The 18015-nt window shown below is 72.2% G+C and carries 18 protein-coding genes; 10 read left to right on the forward strand and 8 right to left on the reverse strand.

Going from position 1 to position 18015, the window contains the following annotated elements; translation table 11 throughout:
* Window positions 1–239: 239 nt before the first annotated feature.
* Window positions 240–548, forward strand: coding sequence for a hypothetical protein (locus SLP03_RS26825; RefSeq protein ID WP_319463417.1), 309 nt, complete (start codon window positions 240–242; stop codon window positions 546–548).
* A 165-nt stretch (window positions 549–713) separates the two neighbouring features.
* Here SLP03_RS26825 and SLP03_RS26830 read toward each other — a convergent pair whose 3' ends face one another.
* The 5 genes from SLP03_RS26830 to SLP03_RS26850 form a co-directional block, all read right to left on the reverse strand.
* Window positions 714–1148, reverse strand: a complete 435-nt coding sequence (locus SLP03_RS26830; protein ID WP_319463418.1) for a hypothetical protein — start codon at window positions 1146–1148, stop codon at window positions 714–716.
* A 432-nt stretch (window positions 1149–1580) separates the two neighbouring features.
* Window positions 1581–4049 carry an ABC transporter permease gene (locus SLP03_RS26835; protein ID WP_319463419.1) on the reverse strand — a complete coding sequence of 823 codons (2469 nt, stop codon included), beginning with the start codon at window positions 4047–4049 and terminating at the stop codon, window positions 1581–1583.
* Window positions 4046–4771 carry an ABC transporter ATP-binding protein gene (locus tag SLP03_RS26840; RefSeq protein ID WP_319463420.1) on the reverse strand — a complete coding sequence of 242 codons (726 nt, stop codon included), beginning with the start codon at window positions 4769–4771 and terminating at the stop codon, window positions 4046–4048. The genes SLP03_RS26835 and SLP03_RS26840 overlap by 4 nt, the downstream gene beginning before the upstream one ends.
* Window positions 4768–5349 (reverse strand): PadR family transcriptional regulator, encoded by a 582-nt coding sequence (locus tag SLP03_RS26845; RefSeq protein WP_319463421.1) that lies wholly within the window; start codon window positions 5347–5349, stop codon window positions 4768–4770. Before SLP03_RS26845 ends, SLP03_RS26840 begins: the two co-directional genes overlap by 4 nt.
* A gap of 548 nt (window positions 5350–5897) precedes the next feature.
* A complete protein-coding gene (locus SLP03_RS26850) occupies window positions 5898–6650 on the reverse strand; it encodes a glucose 1-dehydrogenase (protein ID WP_319463447.1) in 753 nt (250 codons plus the stop codon).
* A gap of 121 nt (window positions 6651–6771) precedes the next feature.
* Here SLP03_RS26850 and SLP03_RS26855 point away from each other — a divergent pair, with 121 nt between their 5' ends.
* Window positions 6772–7986, forward strand: a complete 1215-nt coding sequence (locus tag SLP03_RS26855) for an acyl-CoA dehydrogenase family protein (RefSeq protein ID WP_319463422.1) — start codon at window positions 6772–6774, stop codon at window positions 7984–7986.
* Window positions 7983–8657: a TetR/AcrR family transcriptional regulator gene (locus tag SLP03_RS26860; protein WP_319463423.1), complete on the forward strand. Its 675-nt coding sequence runs from the start codon at window positions 7983–7985 to the stop codon at window positions 8655–8657. Before SLP03_RS26855 ends, SLP03_RS26860 begins: the two co-directional genes overlap by 4 nt.
* Here SLP03_RS26860 and SLP03_RS26865 read toward each other — a convergent pair.
* Genes SLP03_RS26865 through SLP03_RS26875 form a run of 3 tightly spaced genes read right to left on the reverse strand, consistent with a single transcriptional unit; the run spans window position 8609 to window position 11029 of the window.
* Window positions 8609–9451 (reverse strand): SMP-30/gluconolactonase/LRE family protein, encoded by an 843-nt coding sequence (locus tag SLP03_RS26865; protein WP_319463424.1) that lies wholly within the window; start codon window positions 9449–9451, stop codon window positions 8609–8611. The two genes, SLP03_RS26860 and SLP03_RS26865, sit on opposite strands and share 49 nt — an antisense overlap.
* Window positions 9448–10668, reverse strand: coding sequence for an RNA polymerase sigma factor (locus SLP03_RS26870; RefSeq protein WP_319463425.1), 1221 nt, complete (start codon window positions 10666–10668; stop codon window positions 9448–9450). The genes SLP03_RS26865 and SLP03_RS26870 overlap by 4 nt, the downstream gene beginning before the upstream one ends.
* Window positions 10669–10678: 10 nt before the next feature.
* Window positions 10679–11029, reverse strand: a complete 351-nt coding sequence (locus SLP03_RS26875; protein ID WP_319463426.1) for a YciI family protein — start codon at window positions 11027–11029, stop codon at window positions 10679–10681.
* 238 nt (window positions 11030–11267) lie between these two features.
* Between SLP03_RS26875 and SLP03_RS26880 the strand changes: the two genes are divergently transcribed.
* The 7 genes from SLP03_RS26880 to pgi all read left to right on the forward strand — a co-directional run bounded on the left by SLP03_RS26880 (window position 11268) and on the right by pgi (window position 17991).
* On the forward strand, window positions 11268–12014 hold the full coding sequence (locus tag SLP03_RS26880) for a lysozyme (RefSeq protein WP_319463427.1): 747 nt from the start codon (window positions 11268–11270) through the stop codon (window positions 12012–12014).
* 61 nt (window positions 12015–12075) lie between these two features.
* Window positions 12076–12747 carry a peptidoglycan recognition family protein gene (locus SLP03_RS26885; RefSeq protein WP_319463428.1) on the forward strand — a complete coding sequence of 224 codons (672 nt, stop codon included), beginning with the start codon at window positions 12076–12078 and terminating at the stop codon, window positions 12745–12747.
* A gap of 205 nt (window positions 12748–12952) precedes the next feature.
* The gene (locus SLP03_RS26890; protein ID WP_319463429.1) at window positions 12953–13315 is read left to right on the forward strand and encodes a metalloregulator ArsR/SmtB family transcription factor; all 363 of its coding nucleotides are present in this window, start codon (window positions 12953–12955) and stop codon (window positions 13313–13315) included.
* Window positions 13312–13953 carry an SRPBCC family protein gene (locus tag SLP03_RS26895; RefSeq protein ID WP_319463430.1) on the forward strand — a complete coding sequence of 214 codons (642 nt, stop codon included), beginning with the start codon at window positions 13312–13314 and terminating at the stop codon, window positions 13951–13953. Before SLP03_RS26890 ends, SLP03_RS26895 begins: the two co-directional genes overlap by 4 nt.
* 171 nt (window positions 13954–14124) lie before the next feature.
* Window positions 14125–14640 carry an NUDIX domain-containing protein gene (locus tag SLP03_RS26900; protein ID WP_319463431.1) on the forward strand — a complete coding sequence of 172 codons (516 nt, stop codon included), beginning with the start codon at window positions 14125–14127 and terminating at the stop codon, window positions 14638–14640.
* Between the two features lie 101 nt (window positions 14641–14741).
* A complete protein-coding gene (locus tag SLP03_RS26905) occupies window positions 14742–16043 on the forward strand; it encodes a sulfite oxidase (RefSeq protein WP_319463432.1) in 1302 nt (433 codons plus the stop codon).
* 313 nt (window positions 16044–16356) lie between these two features.
* Window positions 16357–17991 (forward strand): glucose-6-phosphate isomerase, encoded by a 1635-nt coding sequence (gene pgi, locus SLP03_RS26910; RefSeq protein WP_319463448.1) that lies wholly within the window; start codon window positions 16357–16359, stop codon window positions 17989–17991.
* Window positions 17992–18015: the final 24 nt, after the last annotated feature.

The raw sequence follows: 18015 nt of genomic DNA on the forward strand, positions 1-18015 counted from the left end.
CCGCCACACGCCGGCGATCCACGAGCCTGCGGCAGGGACGGAAGGCAATCCTTGACCGGGCAGTGGTTCTCGTTCAGAGAGGCGCACAAACGAACAGGCCAGTGCACCCATCTGCCGCGATCCGCGCGCTACCGTTCGTGACCGTCGTCAGTGCAGGCGGTGTCCGCTTCTGCCAGTTGAGGACGTGACACCGCGGCAACCCGGTAGATCGCAACGGGTGCCACCGATAGGTTGCGCGCATGTCTTCCCACCTCAGTCAAGGTGCGTCAGGAGCGATCCGCCGCTTTGCCGGTTGGGTCGCAGGTGGCTCGGTCGGCCATCCCATGCTCGAGGGCATCGACTACTCGGACGAGCTGAAGGACTCGCCCTCCCAGATGGAGACCTGCTTCGCCATCTTCGCTAACGTCCTCGAACTCAACGATCAGGGAGACCCGATCAACGAGAAGTACGCCCAACGCCGCGGCGCGACGTTTCTCTACCAGTACTGCACTGGAAAGCTTCCTCCCGGAGAAGCGGACCTCGAATTCTGGGAGGTCGAGTTCTACTGACGTTGGGTAGCGGGCAGCCTGTCGTGTCCGTGGCCAAGCATGCCCCCTGGGGGTGAACCGCGATCAGGCGACATCCTTATCTGCCGCCGACCGGGCGTCACGGTGCATCACCAGCGGTCGGTAAGTGAAACACCTGCTCCGGCCGACGATTGCGCGCCGGAGGCGCTACGCCCAAGGTGGGGTGTATCGGCCCACGTAGTCGCGAGCACGGGGAAGCGGGTCATGCCAATACTGGTTCGGCATGCGGGAGTGGTGCTCCTCGCAGAACTCAGCGAGACTGACCATGATCTTGACGCGCTCTAGCGGGTGGCCTTCGAAGTCTGTGTTGGCCAGCAGCAATTGCGGCTCTGGATTCCAGCCCGAGTGGTCGAACGCCCAGCCATCCCAGATCGCGTAGGCATGGAAGACCTGCCGCTCGCCCGCGAAGCGCACCCCCGCTATCTCGATCGGCCGGGCTGGGTAGGAATCTCGGCAAACCCAGGCGAGGATGTGACACGCTCCGGCAGCGAAGAAGGCCTGGTCCGTCCGTTCCCATGCGACGCGCTGGTCTGATCGCTCGATCGCCGTCCGACGAAACGCCCCCGCTGCTTTGGCTGCCACAACCCGGACCTTAGTGGATGGCCCGACGCATCCGCTCACTGCCGCGCACCGCGCGCGCCGAGCCGCCGAGGTTCGTCACGTCCCGTATGGTCGGCCCCGCTTTTCGGCCGTGTTCAGAGCACGCCGAGCAGTCCCGTCACCGCCGGGTCGGCCGCTGCCGTGGGTCCGGTTCATCGACCTGCCGGCGAAGCTGGTGCTGCGGGGTTCGTCCGGAGGTACGGCAGCGCTGGCAACGGTCGCCGCGAGTGGTACGGCGTGCAGGATCTGCACCGGATCACCGCGGCGACCGCCCGGCTGAATGGCGCGGGCCTGGCGGACGTCGACGCGCCCGGTCCGGTTCGGGTTCGGCTCGACCCCGGCGATGCCCTGCGCTGGTGCGCGTCACCGCCACGGTGCAAGTACCCGGCCGTGGACCCGGCCCTCCGGGCGCCGTCAGTCCAGTGGCTGGCGGGCGATGACCGGCGCCTCCTTACCGGCCAGCAGCCAACCGCCGACGTACGCCACGATCGGCAGCCCGACCAGGATCGCCACCAGGTTGAGCACCGGCGGATGGGCCAGCCAGTGCGCTTCCCGGTGGTACCACGCCAGCAACGCCAGGTACGCGCAGGCGGTGCCGATGATCGCTCCGGACAGCGCCAGCGCCCCGGCGGTCGCCGCCGTGAGCGCCCGTCGGGTGCTCCGGCGCGCTCCGGCCGCGGTCAACGTGCGCAGATCCCGGGCCGTCTCGCTGCGGATCAGCCCGACGGTCATGGCCAGCACCCCGAGGGCGACCGCGATGCCGACAGCGGTGAACTGGTCGGCCAGCCGCGCCTGATCCACACCGGTCGGGCGGGACTCGACGTTGAGCCCGGCGGCGACCGCCGTCTGCTGCGCCTTGTCGATCTGCGCCGCCGTCAGCGCGTGCGGCGCGTCGATCAGCCAGCCCACCGGGATGGTCGTCAGGTGCAGCGGCGTCATGCCGTGCGTCGTGATCAGCACGTTGGGCAGCGACGTGTAGCTGGGCAACGTCACGTGCTGCAGGTTCGGATGCCAGTCGCGGGACCGGCCGGGAATCAGGTCGTACCCGTCGATGCTCGCCCGCGGAGTGAGCAGGTCCGTGCTGGCGTTGATGCTCGCCGGGTCGATCCCGTAGTGCGCGAGCAACTCCGGGGTCGCGACGAACAGTGGGATCGAATCCTGGCTGCTGTACATGACGGCGCCCGGTTCACCGATGCCGGCGGCGTGCGGCTTGCCCAGCACAGCCGGCGCGCGGCCGCCGCGTTCGAGGGGCTGGTTCGGGTCGACGGCGCCGGTCAGCGGCAGTACCGACGTGGCGTGCAGGTCGGCGTTGATCGTGTCGACCTGTTTCCGCATGGCCTCCACCTGCGTGGACGAGAGCGTCGGTACCGGCCCGTTCATGGTCTCCTGGGACAGCCAGACGACGATCTGGTTGGCGGGCAGGTTGCCGCCGGTGGGGGCCGCCGCCTTCGCCGCCGCGACGGCGGTGCTCAGGGCGACAACGGCGGCGATGCCGATGGCCAGCCCGATCGCGGCCAGCGCCGCGCCGGACCGGGCCCGGTAGCGTGCCAGGTCGCGCATCGCCAGCCGCGGCGCCAGGGGTGCGTGGCGCGCGAGCCGGCCGATGGTGGCGATGCCGACCGGGGCGAGCAGCAGCAGCGCGATCGCGGTGGCCAGCACGCCGCCGAGGATGAACGGCACCTTCGTCTGCTGCGCCATGAAGAGCGAGGCCAGGCCGAGGGCCAGGAGCACCGTGCCGAGCGCCGCGAACCGGTGCGCTGGGTGGGGTGGTGCCGGTCGCGCCGAGAGGGCGGCGACGACTGGAATGCGCGCGGCGGCGCGGGCGGGCCACCAGGCGGCGACGACGGCGGTCACGGTGGCCAGGAGGACGGCGATGAGTACCGGCGTCCAGGGCAGGTTGAACCGGTCGATGCGGTGACCGACTAGTGACTCCAGCTGGGGACTGAGCGCGATCCAACCGGCGACCCCCAGGATCGCGCCGGCGAGCGCACCGACCGCGCCGATGACCAGGCCGTTGGCCAGCAGGACCAGCCGGATGTGCCGGTGGCTCGCGCCGATCGCGCCGAGCATGCCGAGCGCGCGGAGCCGCCGCTGGGCCATCACGGTGAACCCGGCCACCGCCAGCAGGCCGACGAACACCAGCCCGATCGTGGCGAGCACGAGCACCACGACGCTGGACGTGTCCGCCTCGTCGGAGCGGATCTGAATCGACATGTCTTCAGGGCGCGGCTTCGTGGTGAAGTCCGCCGTGGACGCCCGGATGAGTACGTCGACGTGGTCGGGCGCGGTGCCCTGGCCGGGCGCGATGAGGGCGAACGCGTCGTGTAGGTCCAGCGGGTTTTCCACCAGGCCGACCACGGTCCGCTGCTTGCCGCCCTGGTTCCAGGTGCCGCCGATGTGCAGACTGAAGATCTTCGCCACGCGGTCGGTGACGGCGATCTCATCGGGGCCTTGCGGCCAGCGGCCGGTGTCGAGCCGCAGCATCGTCCGGCCGTACGGCCCGCTGGGGTCCTGGGCGCGCACGTCGACGCCGTTCGCCGAGCCGGGCACCGGGATCTTCTTCTGGTGCTCGATCAGGTCGACGGTGCCGAACGAGCTGCGCAGCTTGGCGATGTCGGCGTCGAGCTGCGCGCCGGTGCTGACCAACGTCACCAGGTGGTCGGCGGTGCCGAACACGGATGCCTGCGACGGGGCGTTGGCGCCGATGCCGAGGCCGACGGTGGTGGCCGCCACGGCGACCACCAGCAGGGCCAGCACGATCGACTGCTGGCGCCACTCGCGCCGGAGCAGCCGCCAGGCCCAACGCGCCACGGCGCGCCGCGCGGGCATCCCGCCGTGGCCGGTGCCGAGCACCAACGGCGGATCCTCGACGGCGACGCTCATCGGGCTGCCTCCTCGGCCAGCAGGGAGTCGGGCCCGGGGCGAGGGGCCGTGCGGTCGACAATGCGGCCGTCGCGAATGAACACCACCCGGTCGGCCCAGGAGGCGAGCTGCGCGTCGTGCGTCACCACCACCGCGCCCACCCCGCCCTTGCAGGCGGTCAGGATCAGCCGCATCACGGCCTCACCGTTGGCCGAGTCGAGTGCGCCGGTCGGCTCGTCGGCCAGCAGCAGCCGGCGGTCCCCGACGACGGCTCGGGCGATCGCCACCCGCTGCCGCTCGCCGCCGGAAAGCTGGTCCGGGAATCGCGACGCGCGGTCGGCCAGGCCCAGCTCCTCCAACGCGCGCAGCCCGGCGGCGCGCGCCTTGCCGGCCGACAGCCCGTCGAGCTCCAGCGGCAGCGCCACGTTTTCGGCCGCGGTGAGCCCGGGCAGCAGGTTGAAGTCTTGGAAGACGTAGCCGATGGCGCGTCGCCGCAGCCGGGCCCGATCATCGCGCGACATCGCCGAGAGCGGTTGACCCGCGACCAGCACCTCACCGGCGGTCGGCGTCTCCAGTGCCCCGGCGATGGTGAGCAGCGTGCTCTTGCCCGAGCCGCTGGGGCCCATGACCGCGACAATCTTGCCCGGCTCGACGGCCAGGTCCACCTCGCGCAGCGCGTGCACCTCGTCGGCGCCGTCCAGGTAGGTCTTCGAGACCGCGCGCAGTTCCAACACCCCGGTCATCGGCGCACCCCCGCCCTGCGCCGGATCTGCGGTGCCGCCGCCTTGGCCGGAGCGGGCGGTTCGAGCGCGGCCCGCTTGATCCGGCCGTCGGCGGTGTCCAGCCACTGCACGACAGAGTCCAGCCGGTAGAGCTCGGCGTCGACGACCAGCGCCAGACCGAGGTCGAGGTCGGCCTCCTCCTCCTTGAGCCGGGTCCATTGCTGCATCAGCTCGACCAGGTAGCGCCGGTGCGCCTGGATGACCTCGTGCACGTCGACGCCGGGCAGCCGCACCGCGACCAGGATCTTGATGACCAGCTCGTCGCGGGGTGGCGACGCCAGGTCGGGCGGCGTGCGCAGCCAGCCGGCCAGCTCGTCGGCACCGTCGGCGGTGATCCGGAAACCCTTCTGCGGGCTGGGGTCGGCGTCGTCGTTGGACTCGACCAGGCCGTCGCGCTCCAGCCGCTGCAGGGTCGTGTACACCTGGCCGACGTTCAGCGGCCACACCTCGCCGGTCCGCGCCTCGAACTCCTCGCGTAGCTGCAGGCCGTATTTCGGGCCTTCACTGAGGAGCGCCAGCAGCGCATGCCGGATGCTCACAATGTCACCACACTCGGTATCATGTCGCGTAGCATACAGGGTATACAGATGCCTGTCATGCCCCGACACCTTCCCCACGACACTCGGCGGCGATCGACCGGCTGACGCCCTCGGCCGACGCCAGCTGCACGCGGGAGGGTCAACCCATCGCCGGTCGGCCGAAGGACCGCACGAAGCGCTTAGCGCGGCGAACGCCAAGGACCGGCCGAGGCAATCGCGAAGGGCGGGCGCAGACGACGGCCCGCCACCGAATGAGCCTGTTCTCAATCGACGACTACGCCGACCTGGTCGGCAACGGCTACGTCTGGTACGAGCGGCGCAACACCGACACAGAGATATCGACTGGTGGTGGCGCCGGTCACCACGTACATCGGCTGGTCCTGCCGAAGCGGCGGCCCGGCACGTACGCCTGGGCCCATGCCTGCCGGATGCGTTGCTCGCCCCGGCTCCGCAGACCGGTGAGCTGGGCCGGCGAGGTGCTCCTGTGCGGCGAGTCGCGGTACATGGCGGGACGTGACAGTCGGTCTACGCCCTCCGACCCGCGGACGTCACGGCATGACGAGGCCCCCGTCGACCGGCACGGTCACCCCGGTCACGTACGACGAGGCGTCGCTGGCCAACCAGATCAGCGTGGCGGCCAACTCCTCGTGCTCGCCGAGGCGGCCGGCCGGCGCCAGCGCCTTGATCATCTCGAAGGTGGCCGGCTCCAACTGGTCGCTCATCTCGGACTGGAAGAAGCCGGGGGCGATGCAGTTGACCCGGATGCCCTTGCGGCCGGTCCACTGCGCGGCCAGGTCGCGGGTCAGCCCGATGACGCCGGCCTTGCTGGACGCGTACGCGGCCTGCGGGATGCCGCCGGGGCGCAGGCCGATGACGCTGGAGATGTTGACGATGGCCCCGCCGTTCGTGGCGGCCCGGGCGAAGGCCTGGGCCATCCAGTAGCTGCCCATGAGGTTGACGTCGACGACGGCGCGGAACTGCTCCGGCGTCTCCCGGGTGGCGGGGACGGCGGTGCCGACGCCAGCGTTGTTGACCAGCACGTCCACCCGCCCGAACTGCTCGATCGCGGTGGCGATCAGCGCCTCGCAGTCCTCGGGCTTGCTGACGTCGGTGGCGCGGGCCGCGTACCGGCGGCCGGCCGCCTCGACGAGCGCGCCCGTCTCCGACAGCCGCGCGACCCGGCGGGCGCCGAGCACCACGTCGGCGCCGGCCTCGGCGAGCGCCCGGGCGAACGACACCCCCAGGCCGGAGGAGGCGCCGGTCACCACGGCGACCTTTCCGTCGAGGCGGAACCGGTCCATCACGCTCACCCTGGTGCTCCTCGCGCTCATTGTGCTCTGGACGCCATACCGACCAGCCGGTATGTTCGGCGTCCGGCGACGGTAGCGAGCCGCCGACATGCGCGTCAATGGGGAGGCAGCCATGGACTTCGAACCGACCGCACGCGGCGCCGAGCACCTGAAGCGACTCCAGGAGTACATGGACGACCACGTCTACCCGGCCGAACCGGTCTACGCCGCGCAGCGGGCCGAGCTCACCGCGGCCGGCAACCGCCACCACCTGCCCGCCGTGGTCGAGGACCTCAAGGTCGAGGCCCGCCGCCGGGGGCTGTGGAACCTCTTCCTGCCCGACGTCTCCGGGCTGACCAACCTGGAGTACGCCCCCCTCGCGGAACTGATGGGCCGCTCCATCGAACTCGCCCCGGAAGCCACCAACTGCGCGGCTCCGGACACCGGCAACATGGAGATCCTGCACATGTTCGGCACCGCCGAGCAGCAGGAGCGCTGGTTGCGCCCGCTGCTCGCCGGCGAGATCCGGTCCGCCTTCGCGATGACCGAACCGGACGTCGCCTCCAGCGACGCCACCAACATCTCCACCCGGATCGAACGCGACGGCGACTCGTACGTCATCAACGGCCGCAAGTGGTGGACCACCGGCATCGCCGACCCGCGCTGCCGGATCCTGATCCTGATGGGCAAGACCGACCCGTCGGCCGACACCCACCGGCAGCAGTCGATGATCCTGGTGCCGGTGGACACCCCCGGCGTCGAGGTGGTCCGCTCACTGCCGGTCTTCGGCTACCACGACCAGCACGGCCACGGCGAGGTCGTCTTCACCGACGTCCGGGTGCCGGCGTCCCACCTGCTCGGCGAGGAGGGCGGCGGCTTCGCCCTCGCCCAGGCCCGGCTCGGCCCCGGCCGCATCCACCACTGCATGCGCGCCATCGGCCTGGCCGAGCGCGCGCTGAGCCTGATGGTGCACCGCGCCGCCAGCCGGGTCGCCTTCGGCCGGACGCTGGCCGAGCAGGGCGTGGTGCAGCAGCAGATCGCCGAGTCCCGGATGGCCATCGAGCAGGCCCGGCTGCTCACCCTCAAGGCCGCCTGGATGATCGACAGGTACGGCGCCAAGGGCGCCCGTACCGAGATCGCCGCCATCAAGGTCATCGCGCCGCGGGTCGCCCTCGACGTGCTCGACCGGGCGATCCAGGTCCACGGTGGCGCCGGCGTCTCCGACGACGTCCCGCTCGCCTCGATGTACGCCGGCGCCCGTACGCTGCGCATCGCCGACGGCCCGGACGAGGTGCACGTACGCGACGTCGCCCGGCGCGAGATCCGCCGACAGCTGGAGTCGCGATGACCGTGGCGACCACCGAGCCGGCCGGTCGGCGGCGGGCACCCCGCGGGTCCGCCCGGCGGAACATCGTCGCGGCCGCCACCGAACTCTTCGCCCGGCGCGGTTACGAGGCGACCAGCGTCCAGGAGATCGTGGCCGCGGCCGAGGTCACCAAGGGGGCCCTGTACCACTGGTTCGGGTCGAAGTCCGAGCTGCTCACCAGCATCTACCGGGAACTGCTCGCCGAGCAGACCGCGCGGCTGCGGGAGATCGCCGACGGCACCGGACCGGTCGAGGAGCGGCTGCGCGCGGCGGCCCTCGACGTCGTGGCGCACACCGCCGAGCACGTCGACGAACTCACCGTCTGGGCCCGGTCGGCGCACCTGCTGGACGACGAGCAGGCCGAGGCGACCCGCCGGGAGCGGCGGCGCTACCACGACCTGTTCCGCGACCTGGTGCGCGAAGGGCAGGGCAGCGGCGCGGTCCGCACCGACGTCTCCGCCACGGTGATCACCCACGCGTTCCTCAGCACCCTGGGCAACACCCACACCTGGTTCCACCCGGACGGGCCGCTGACCTTCGCGGAGGTAGGTCGGCAACTCGTCGCGCTGTTCCTCGGCGGCCTGCGCCCGCCGGGACCGGACGCTCACCGCCCGGCGGCGCCCGGCGCTGGCGCGGCGGTGGCCAGGACCTGACCGGTACGCGGCCCACCGGCCATCGCGCCCGGGCCCCACTCCATCGCCACCAGGAACAGGGTGCGGCCGTCGGAGCCGCCGAGGGCGCACGCGAAGCAGCCCCGGTCCAGGTCGATCCGGTCCAGCACCCGACCGCCCTCGGCCACCCGCACGGCGCAGCGGTTCGGCACATCGCCGTACCAGACGGCACCCTCGGCGTCGAGGCAGATGCCGTCCGGGGCGGACCCCGCCACCTCGGCCCAGACCCGCCGGCCGGTCAGCGATCCGTCGGCGGCGACGTCGTACGCGGTGAGCCGGGCGGCGTACGACTCGGCGACGATCAGGGTGCCGCCGTCCGGGGTGAGCACCATGCCGTTGGGGAAGGCGAGACCGTCGGCCACCAAACGGGCCGCGCCGTCGGGCGGGACCAGGGCGATCGCGCCCGGCGCGACGTCGCCGCCGGGGAAGTCGAAGCCGATGGTGTTGACGTAGGCGTTGCCCCGGGCGTCCGTCACCACCTCGTTCCACGGGTGCGCCACCAGGTGCCGCAGGTCGGCGTGGCTGACCAGCGTGCCGTCCGGCTCCCGGCGCAGCAGCCGCCCGGCGCCGCCGGCGACCACCAGCAGCCGCCCGTCGGGCAGCCAGTCCAGGCAGATCGGCAGGCCGTCGAGCCGGGCCACCACCTCGGTCCGGCCATCGGCGTCGACCGTCAGCACCTCCCCGGTGCCCCAGTCGGCGAGCCAGAGCCGCCCGTCGTGCCAGCGGGGCGACTCACCGAAGGCCAATCCGTCCACCAGTACGCGGGGTGCCGTCATCGGTGACTCCTCATCAGGTCACGGGACCGCCGGAGGAAGTCCCGCTCGGCGGTGTTGTCGGTGCGCGCGATCGCCGCGTCGTACGCCCGGCCGGCCTCCTCGGCACGGCGCAGCCGGCGCAGCAGGTCGGCGCGGACCGCGTGGAACACGTGGTAGCCGGCCAGGTCGAGGTCGTCGATCAGGGCGAGCGCGGCGGCCGGTCCGGCCAGCTCGGCCACCGCGACCGCCCGGTTGAGCGCGACCACCGGGCCGGGGGCGACCGTCATCAGTTGGTCGTAGAGCGCGACGATCTGGGCCCATTCGGTGTCGGCGGCGGTCGCCGCGTCGCTGTGCACCGCGTTGATCGCCGCCTGGATCTGGTACGGCCCGGGCCGGTCCCGCCGCAGGCAACGGCGGACCAGCGCCTGCCCCTCGGCGATCAGCTCGCGGTCCCAGCGGTCGCGGTCCTGCTCGGCCAGCGGCACCAGGCCGCCGTCCGGTGCGCTGCGGGCGGGCCGGCGCGCCTCGGTGAGCAGCATCAGGGCGAGCAGCCCGAGCACCTCCGGCTCGTCCGGCATCAGCCCGGCCAGCAGCCGGCCGAGCCGGAGCGCCTCGACGCAGAGCTCATCGCGGACCAGCCGCTCCCCCGAGCTGGCGGTGTGGCCCTCGTTGAAGATCAGGTAGACGACGGCCAGCACCGCCCGGAGCCGGTCGGGCAGATCCGCGTCGCGGGGCGCCCGGTACGGGATCCCGGCGTCCCGGATCTTCGCCTTGGCCCGCACGATGCGCTGGGCCATCGTGGACTCCGGCACCAGGAAGGCGCGGGCGATCTCGGCGGTGCTCAGGCCGCCGAGCAGCCGCAGGGTCAGCGCGACCCGGGCGCCGGCGGCCAGCGCCGGGTGGCAGCAGGTGAAGATCAGGCGGAGCCGGTCGTCGCGCACGGGTCCCTCCTCGGCCGGTGCGTCGCGGGCGTGCAGGAGCGCGGCCTGCGCGTGCCGGTCGGCCCGGGTGGCCTCGCGGCGCAGCCGGTCGACCGCCCGGTTCCGGGCGGTGGTGATGATCCACCCGGCCGGGCTGGGTGGCACCCCGTCGACCGGCCAGCGGCCGACCGCCGTGGTGAACGCCTCCTGGACCGCCTCCTCGGCGAGGTCGATGTCGCCGAGGACGCGGACCAGGACGGCGACCGCGCGGCCGTACTCCGCGCGGAAGACCCGTTCGGCGGCGGTCAGGTCGGGCATGGGCGACCGCTCAGACCTCGCCCTGGAACGGGCGCACCTCGATCGGCAGGGTGGTCGCCAGGGCGTACCGGCGGCCCCACTCCAGGGCGACGTCGAGGTCGGGTGCGGTGATGATGGTGAAACCGCCGAGGTGCTCCTTGCCCTCGACGAAGGGCCCGTCGGTGACCAGCACCTCGTCCCCCTTCGGGCGCAGCACGGTGGCCGTCTCCGGTGCGTGCAGCCCGTTGCCGAAGACCCACGACCCGGCCTCGACCAGCTCGTCGTGGATGGCGTCGACCTTGCGCATCACCTCGGCCAGGAACTCCGGGTCGGGCATCCCCTCGCCGGCCGGCTGGTACATGCTGATCAGGTAATGCTTCATGCGGTCCTCCTCGCGCGGCGGCCGGCCCGGTGCCGGCCCCTTCACCCTCCATACGAATGGGCCGCCGCCGGATCGACACGCCGACGCCCGGGCTGCGCCGGTTGAGCCGCGGCACACCGCATGGCAGCGAAAAACTTCCATGTATCTATTGAAGTTTATCTCCGTCTTGTGACCTAATACTGACAGTTCCTTTCGCCACTCCCGCCGCCCGAAGAGCGGCATCCCCCAGGGAGGCATGATGAACCATCCCCTCCGATCGGCGCTGCGGACCGCCACGACCGCGCTGCTCGCCACGGTCACCCTGGCCGCCTCGGCCACCCTCGGCGCCACCCCGGCCAGCGCGGCCCCGGCCGGCCTGCCCGGCATGGACGTCTCCAGCTACCAGGGCAACGTCAACTGGTCCGCCGCCTGGAACAACGGCGCCCGGTTCGCCTACGTCAAGGCCACCGAGGGCACCTACTACACCAACCCGTACTTCGCCCAGCAGTACAACGGTTCCTACAACGTCGGGATGATCCGGGGCTCGTACCACTTCGCCCGGCCGGACACCACCAGCGGCGCCACCCAGGCCAACTACTTCGTCGACCACGGCGGTGGCTGGTCCAAGGACGGCAAGACGCTGCCCGGCGCGCTCGACATCGAGTACAACCCGTACGGCGCCACCTGCTACGGGCTGAGCCAGAGCTCGATGCGCAGCTGGATCGCCTCGTTCGTCAACCAGTACCACGCCCGCACCGGCCGGTGGGCGACCATCTACACCACCACCGACTGGTGGACCACCTGCACCGGCAACACCTCGCAGTTCGCCGCCAACAACCCGCTCTGGATCGCCCGGTACTCCAGCTCCGTCGGCACCCTGCCGGCCGGCTGGGGGACGTACTCGTTCTGGCAGTGGTCCTCCTCCGGCACCTTCCCCGGCGACCAGAACGTCTGGAACGGCACCTGGGACCGGCTCAAGGTGCTGGCCTGCAACGGACCCTGCTGACCGTCGCCCGGTGGCGGGCCGCCCGGCCCGCCACCCGGAGCGCCCCCTCGAGGAGGTCCCGATGTCCGTCCCCGTACCCCGGCGGGCCGTCCTGCGCGGCGCCGTCCTGCTCGGCGCCGCCGCCGGTGTCACCGCCCTCGGCCAGTTCACCGCCGACCGTGGCGCCCGGGCGGTGGGCAGCCGGGTCGACCAGCCGGTGATCGCCAACTGCGCCACCTGGGGCGCCCGGCCGCCGTCGTCGGCGGTGACCGTGGTGCAGAACCGGCCCAACAAGATCATCATCCACCACACGGCGTTCCCGAACTCGACCGACTACAGCCTGGCCCACGCGTACCAGAACTCCCGGGACATTCAGAACCTGCACATGGACACCAATGGCTGGATCGACTCGGGGCAGCACTTCACCAACAGCCGCGCCGGCTACCTCACCGAGGGCCGGCACGGCAGCCTCTACGCGCTGCTGCACGGCCAGACCATGGTCCAGGGCGCGCACTGCGTCGGGCAGAACAGCCAGGCCATCGGCATCGAGAACGAGGGCATCTACCTCGACGTGCAGCCGCCGCAGGCGCTCTGGGACAGCCTGGTGACCTTCTGCGCGTTCACCTGCCAGCAGTACGCCATCCCCGCCACCGAGATCTACGGGCACAAGGACTTCAACAGCACCCAGTGCCCGGGGCTGCTGCACGACCGGCTCCCCGAGCTGCGCAGCGCGGTGGCCGCCCGGCTCGGCTGACCACGGCCGACCCGCCGCTGCGCGGCAGTAGCACCCCGAGCACGCTATGAAGCTGATGACGTGAACGAATCGCGGCCCGGGCCGCAGGTGATTCGTTTGCGTCATCAGCTTCGTAGCGCGGTCCGGACCCACTCGGCTCCCCCGCCGTCAGCCAGGGTGACTCCCGCTGCTCGCTTATATAAGCCACATCTGATAGAAAGAGGTCGTGCACGCCTTCGACGTCCTCGGGGACCCGGTCCGCCGCCGGATCCTGGAACTCCTGGCCGAGGGCGAGCAGACCGCCGGCACCATCTGCGCGGCGGTCCAGCGGGAGTTCGGCATCTCCCAACCGGCCGTGTCGCAGCACCTCAAGGTGCTGCGCGAGAGCGGCTTCGCGACCGTACGACCTGAGGGCACCCGCCGCCTCTACGCGGTGGACCCGCAGCCGCTACGCCAGGTCGACGCCTGGCTGGACCACTTCCGCCGGTTCTGGACCCCGCCGCTGGAAGCGCTCGCCACCGAACTGGCGCGGGGCCGGCGGGAGCGGCGGCTGCGCGGGGAGGCCCACGACGAGAGGAACTCACCATGATCGAAGTGACAGGGCAGATCAGCGCCGTCGAACGCACCGTCGGCAGCCGTGCGCTGCCCGCCGGCAAGGCGCGCGTCAGCACGATCAGTCAGACGTACGACGCGCCGCTGGAGGACCTCTGGGACGCCTGCACCAGCGCCGAGCGGATCCCCCGCTGGTTCCTGCCGATCTCCGGCGACCTGCGGCTGGGCGGCCGGTACCAGCTGGAGGGCAACGCGAGCGGCACGGTCGAGCGCTGCGACCCGCCGCACGGCTTCGCCGCGACCTGGGAGTACGGCGGCGAGGTGAGCTGGATCGAGGTGCGACTCAGCCCGGCGGGCGAGGGACGTACCCGGTTCGAGCTGGAGCACGTCGCGCACGTGGACGACGAGCGCTGGGCCGAGTTCGGGCCGGGCGCCACCGGCGTCGGCTGGGACATGGGCCTGCTCGGCCTGGCCTCCCACCTGGCGGCCGACGGCAGCGGGGTCGACCCGGCGGAGGCCGCCGCGTGGATGGGCTCCGACGAGGGCCGCCGGTTCATGACGCTGAGCAGCGAGCGCTGGGGCGAGGCGAGCGTGGCAGCCGGCACCCCGGCCGACGAGGCGCGGGCGGCGGCGCAGCGGACCACCGCCGCGTACACCGGGGTGCCGGCCTCCTGACCGGCGGCGCGGAACTCGTGGACGACCCACGGGCGCGATCCCCGACCGGCCAAGGGGTTCGGCGGCGGGAAAGCTCGGCAGTGGCCGCCTGCGTCGGTGATGGGACCGCTCTGCCGACCCATCATCGGCTGACCGCGACGCTCGGGGAGCGGGCGGGTAACGTGCTGCGGCGTGACCGGCGCACCGTACTCGCACTGCTCGTACTGCGGCACGGTCTACCCGGCCGGAGCCGGCTGGCCGCGCGTCTGCGGGACCTGCGGGCAGACCGTCTGGCGCAATCCGCTGCCGGTCGCGGTGGCGGTGCTGCCGGTACGCACGGCGGCCGGCCTGGGGGTGGTGGTGGTCCGCCGCGACATCGAGCCGGCCCGTGGCCAGCTCGCGCTGCCCGGCGGGTTCATCGAGTACGGCGAGGAGTGGTCGGAGGCGCTGGTCCGGGAGCTGCGCGAGGAGACCGGCCTGCTGGCCGAACCCGAGCAGGCGCGGCTCTTCGCGGTGCACGGGGCGCCGGCCGGCGGCACCATGATGGTCTTCGGCGTGCTGCCCGAGCGGGCGGCCGGGGAGCTGCCGCCGTCCGCGCCGACCGCGGAGGCCACGGAGTGGCTGGTGCTCACCGAGCCGGTCGAGCTGGCCTTCTCCACCCACACCCGCGTGCTGGCCGACTTCCTCGCCGGCCAGCCCCCCGGCTGATCCCCTCCGTGCCGCGGCCAGCCGCGCCACCACCGGCTCTGATCGACGGCTATTTCTACTGATTGAATGGGAATGCAACGCCGCCGAGCCCGGAGGTCCCCGTGTCACGCCCGCTTTCCCCGGACGAAGTCGAGCACGACGCCCACCGGACCCGGCAGTGGCTCGCCGGGGAGGCCCGCTGCGACGGGGTCTCCCGTCAGGAGCTGCTGGAGCTGGGCGCGGCCATGGCCGCCGTCACGGCCGCCGCCGAGGAGCGGGAACCGGTCGCCGTCACCCGCGCCCCGGTCGGCGTCGACCCCGGAGCCGGTGCCGCCGCGGCGCCCATCGCCAAGCCGCTGCCGCCGCAGCTGTTCCGGCGGCTGGAGAGCAACGCCGAGATGTGTTGGGAGGCGATGGCCGGGCAGGGGCACGTCGTCCCCAACGACCGATTCTTCGTCCGCAACCACACCGTGACGCCCCGGCTGGACGCCGAGACCTGGCGGCTGCGCCTCTTCGGCACCGGGCTGCGCGGCGCGCCGACCCGGCAGGACCCGGTCGAGTTCAGCCTCTCCGACCTGCGGAGACTGCCCGCAGAGGAGGGCACCGCGCTGGTCGAGTGCGCCGGCAACGGGCGCCGCTTCTTCATCGAGCAGCAGGGCGCCTCCGCCCCCGGGGTGGCCTGGGGCCTCGGCGGGGTCGGCGTCGCGCGCTGGCGGGGCGTACGGCTGGGCACCGTGCTCCGGCTGGCCGGCCTCGCCGACGCGGCGGTCGACGTGATGCCGGAGGGGCTGGACCCGGAGTACGTCACCGGCGGGGTGAACCTCGGCCGGGTACGCCGGCCGCTGCCGGTCGGCAAGGCCCTCGACGACGTACTGCTGGCGTACGAGATGAACGGCGAGCCGCTCCCCGCCGACCACGGCTTCCCCGTGCGGGTGGTGGTGCCCGGCTGGATCGGCATCTCCTCGACCAAGTGGGTGGGAGCCGTCGAGGTCTCCGCCACTCCCCTCTTCTCCCCCTGGAACACCCAGCTCTACCGGATGTTCGGCCCGGAGCATCCGGACGGCGGCGGGGTGCTGGCCGCCCAGTCGGTGAAGAGCGCCTTCGAGCTGGCCTGGGACGCCCGCATCCCGGCCGGCGCCGAGGTGCTGCTGCGCGGCCGGTCCTGGTCGGGCAACGGGCCGATCGCCGGGGTCGAGGTCAGCACGGGCGACGACGACTGGCGCCCCGCCGAACTGGTCGCCGCCGACCGGGGCGGGGCGTGGCAGCGCTGGACCGCCGTCTGGCGGCCGCCCGCCCCCGGCCGCTGGACGCTGCGCGCCCGGGCCACCGACGTGACCGGGGCCGGTCAGCCCGACACCGCCGCTCACAACGACTTCGGGTACCTCTTCGACGGCGTGGTCCGGCACCCGGTGACCGTGGCCTGACCTCGCGACCCGTTGCGACAGTGTGCGACGGCGCCAGTGCGGTAGAGGATCGACTGGAGCATTCCGGGGATCCTGCCCGAGGGCGTGCGGTGGCGTCCAGCGTCGAGCGATGTGCGACAGAACGCTGTCTCGATGTGGCCAGCGTGCCGAACAGGTGTCCCATACGGCGTGCGGTCCGGCGAAGTGCCAAGGGGTGGGCGATGTCGGGTCGCGTCGCGCCGGCCCGTCCCGGGTGGCAGGCTGGTGGAGTCGCCGGCAGTGGGCGCGACGACGGCCCGCTGACAGACCTGTCGTGAAGGAGAAGATCGACCCGATGGCTGTGAACGTCACCACCATGGACGAATGGCAGGCCCTGCGCAAGCACGCCGAGGCGGTGCGCGGCACCCACCTGCGGGAGCTGTTCGCCGCCGACGGGCAGCGGGGTGAGCGGCTCACCGGCGACGTCGCCGACCTGCACGTCGACTACAGCAAGAACCTCGTCACGGACGAGACGCTGGGCCTGCTCACCGCCCTCGCCGAGCGGGTACGGCTGACCGACCGGATCGCCGCCATGTTCTCCGGCGCGCACATCAACTCCACCGAGGACCGGGCCGTCCTGCACACCGCGCTGCGGCTGCCACGCGAGGCGAAGCTGGTGGTGGACGGGCAGGACGTGGTCGCCGACGTGCACGCCGTGCTCGACCGGATGTCCGCCTTCGCCGAGCGGGTCCGCTCCGGCAACTGGCGCGGACACACCGGCGAGCGGATCACCACCGTGGTGAACATCGGCATCGGCGGGTCGGACCTCGGCCCGGTGATGGCGTACGAGGCGTTGAAGGCGTACCGGGACGCCGGGATCAGCTGCCGGTTCGTCTCCAACATCGACCCCACCGACATCCACGACAAGACCACCGACCTGGACCCGGCGACCACGCTGTTCATCGTGGTCAGCAAGACGTTCTCCACCCAGGAGACCCTCGCCAACGCCGACCAGGCGCGCCGCTGGCTGCTCGCCGGACTGGACGCCGACGACTCGGCCATCGCCCGGCACTTCGTCGCGGTCAGCACCAACGAGCAGCGGGTCCGCGACTTCGGCATCGACCCGGAGAACATGTTCGGCTTCTGGGACTGGGTGGGCGGCCGGTACTCGCTGCCGTCGGCCGTCGGCCTGTCGGTCATGCTGGCCATCGGGCCGGAACGCTTCCGGGAGATGCTGGCCGGCTACCACGCCGTCGACGAGCACTTCCGCACCACGCCGGTCGAGCGGAACCTGCCGGCGCTGCTCGGCCTGCTCAACGTCTGGTACACCGACTTCCTCGGTGCGCAGACCCACGCGGTGCTGCCGTACTCGCAGTACCTGCACCGGTTCCCGGCGTACCTCCAGCAGCTCACCATGGAGAGCAACGGCAAGTCCGTCACGGTCGACGGCAAGCCGGTCACGTACCCGACCGGGGAGATCTTCTGGGGCGAGCCCGGCACCAACGGCCAGCACGCCTTCTACCAGCTCATCCACCAGGGGACGCTGCTCATCCCGGCCGACTTCATCGCGTTCAGCCAGCCCAACCACGACCTGGGCGACATGCACGACCTGTTCATGTCGAACTTCTTCGCGCAGACCGCCGCGCTGGCCTTCGGCCGCACCCGGGAGCAGGTCGAGGCGGAGGGCACCCCGGCCGAGGTGGTGCCGCACCGGGTGATGCCGGGCAACCACCCGACCACCTCGATCATCGCGCCGAAGCTCACCCCGGCGACCCTCGGCCAGCTGATCGCCCTCTACGAGCACATCGTCTTCACCGAGGGCACGGTGTGGAACATCAACCCGTTCGACCAGTGGGGCGTGGAGCTGGGCAAGGTGATGGCCAACCAGCTCGCGCCGAAGCTCACCGGGACCAAGCCGGACCTCGGTGAGGTGGACACCTCCACCGCCGCACTGATCCGCCGCTACCGGGCGCAGCGCGGCCGGGACTGACGCGTACGCCGGCGGCGGCCCCGG

The sequence above is a fragment of the Micromonospora sp. RTP1Z1 genome, from assembly GCF_033804685.1.
Lineage (GTDB): Bacteria > Actinomycetota > Actinomycetes > Mycobacteriales > Micromonosporaceae > Micromonospora.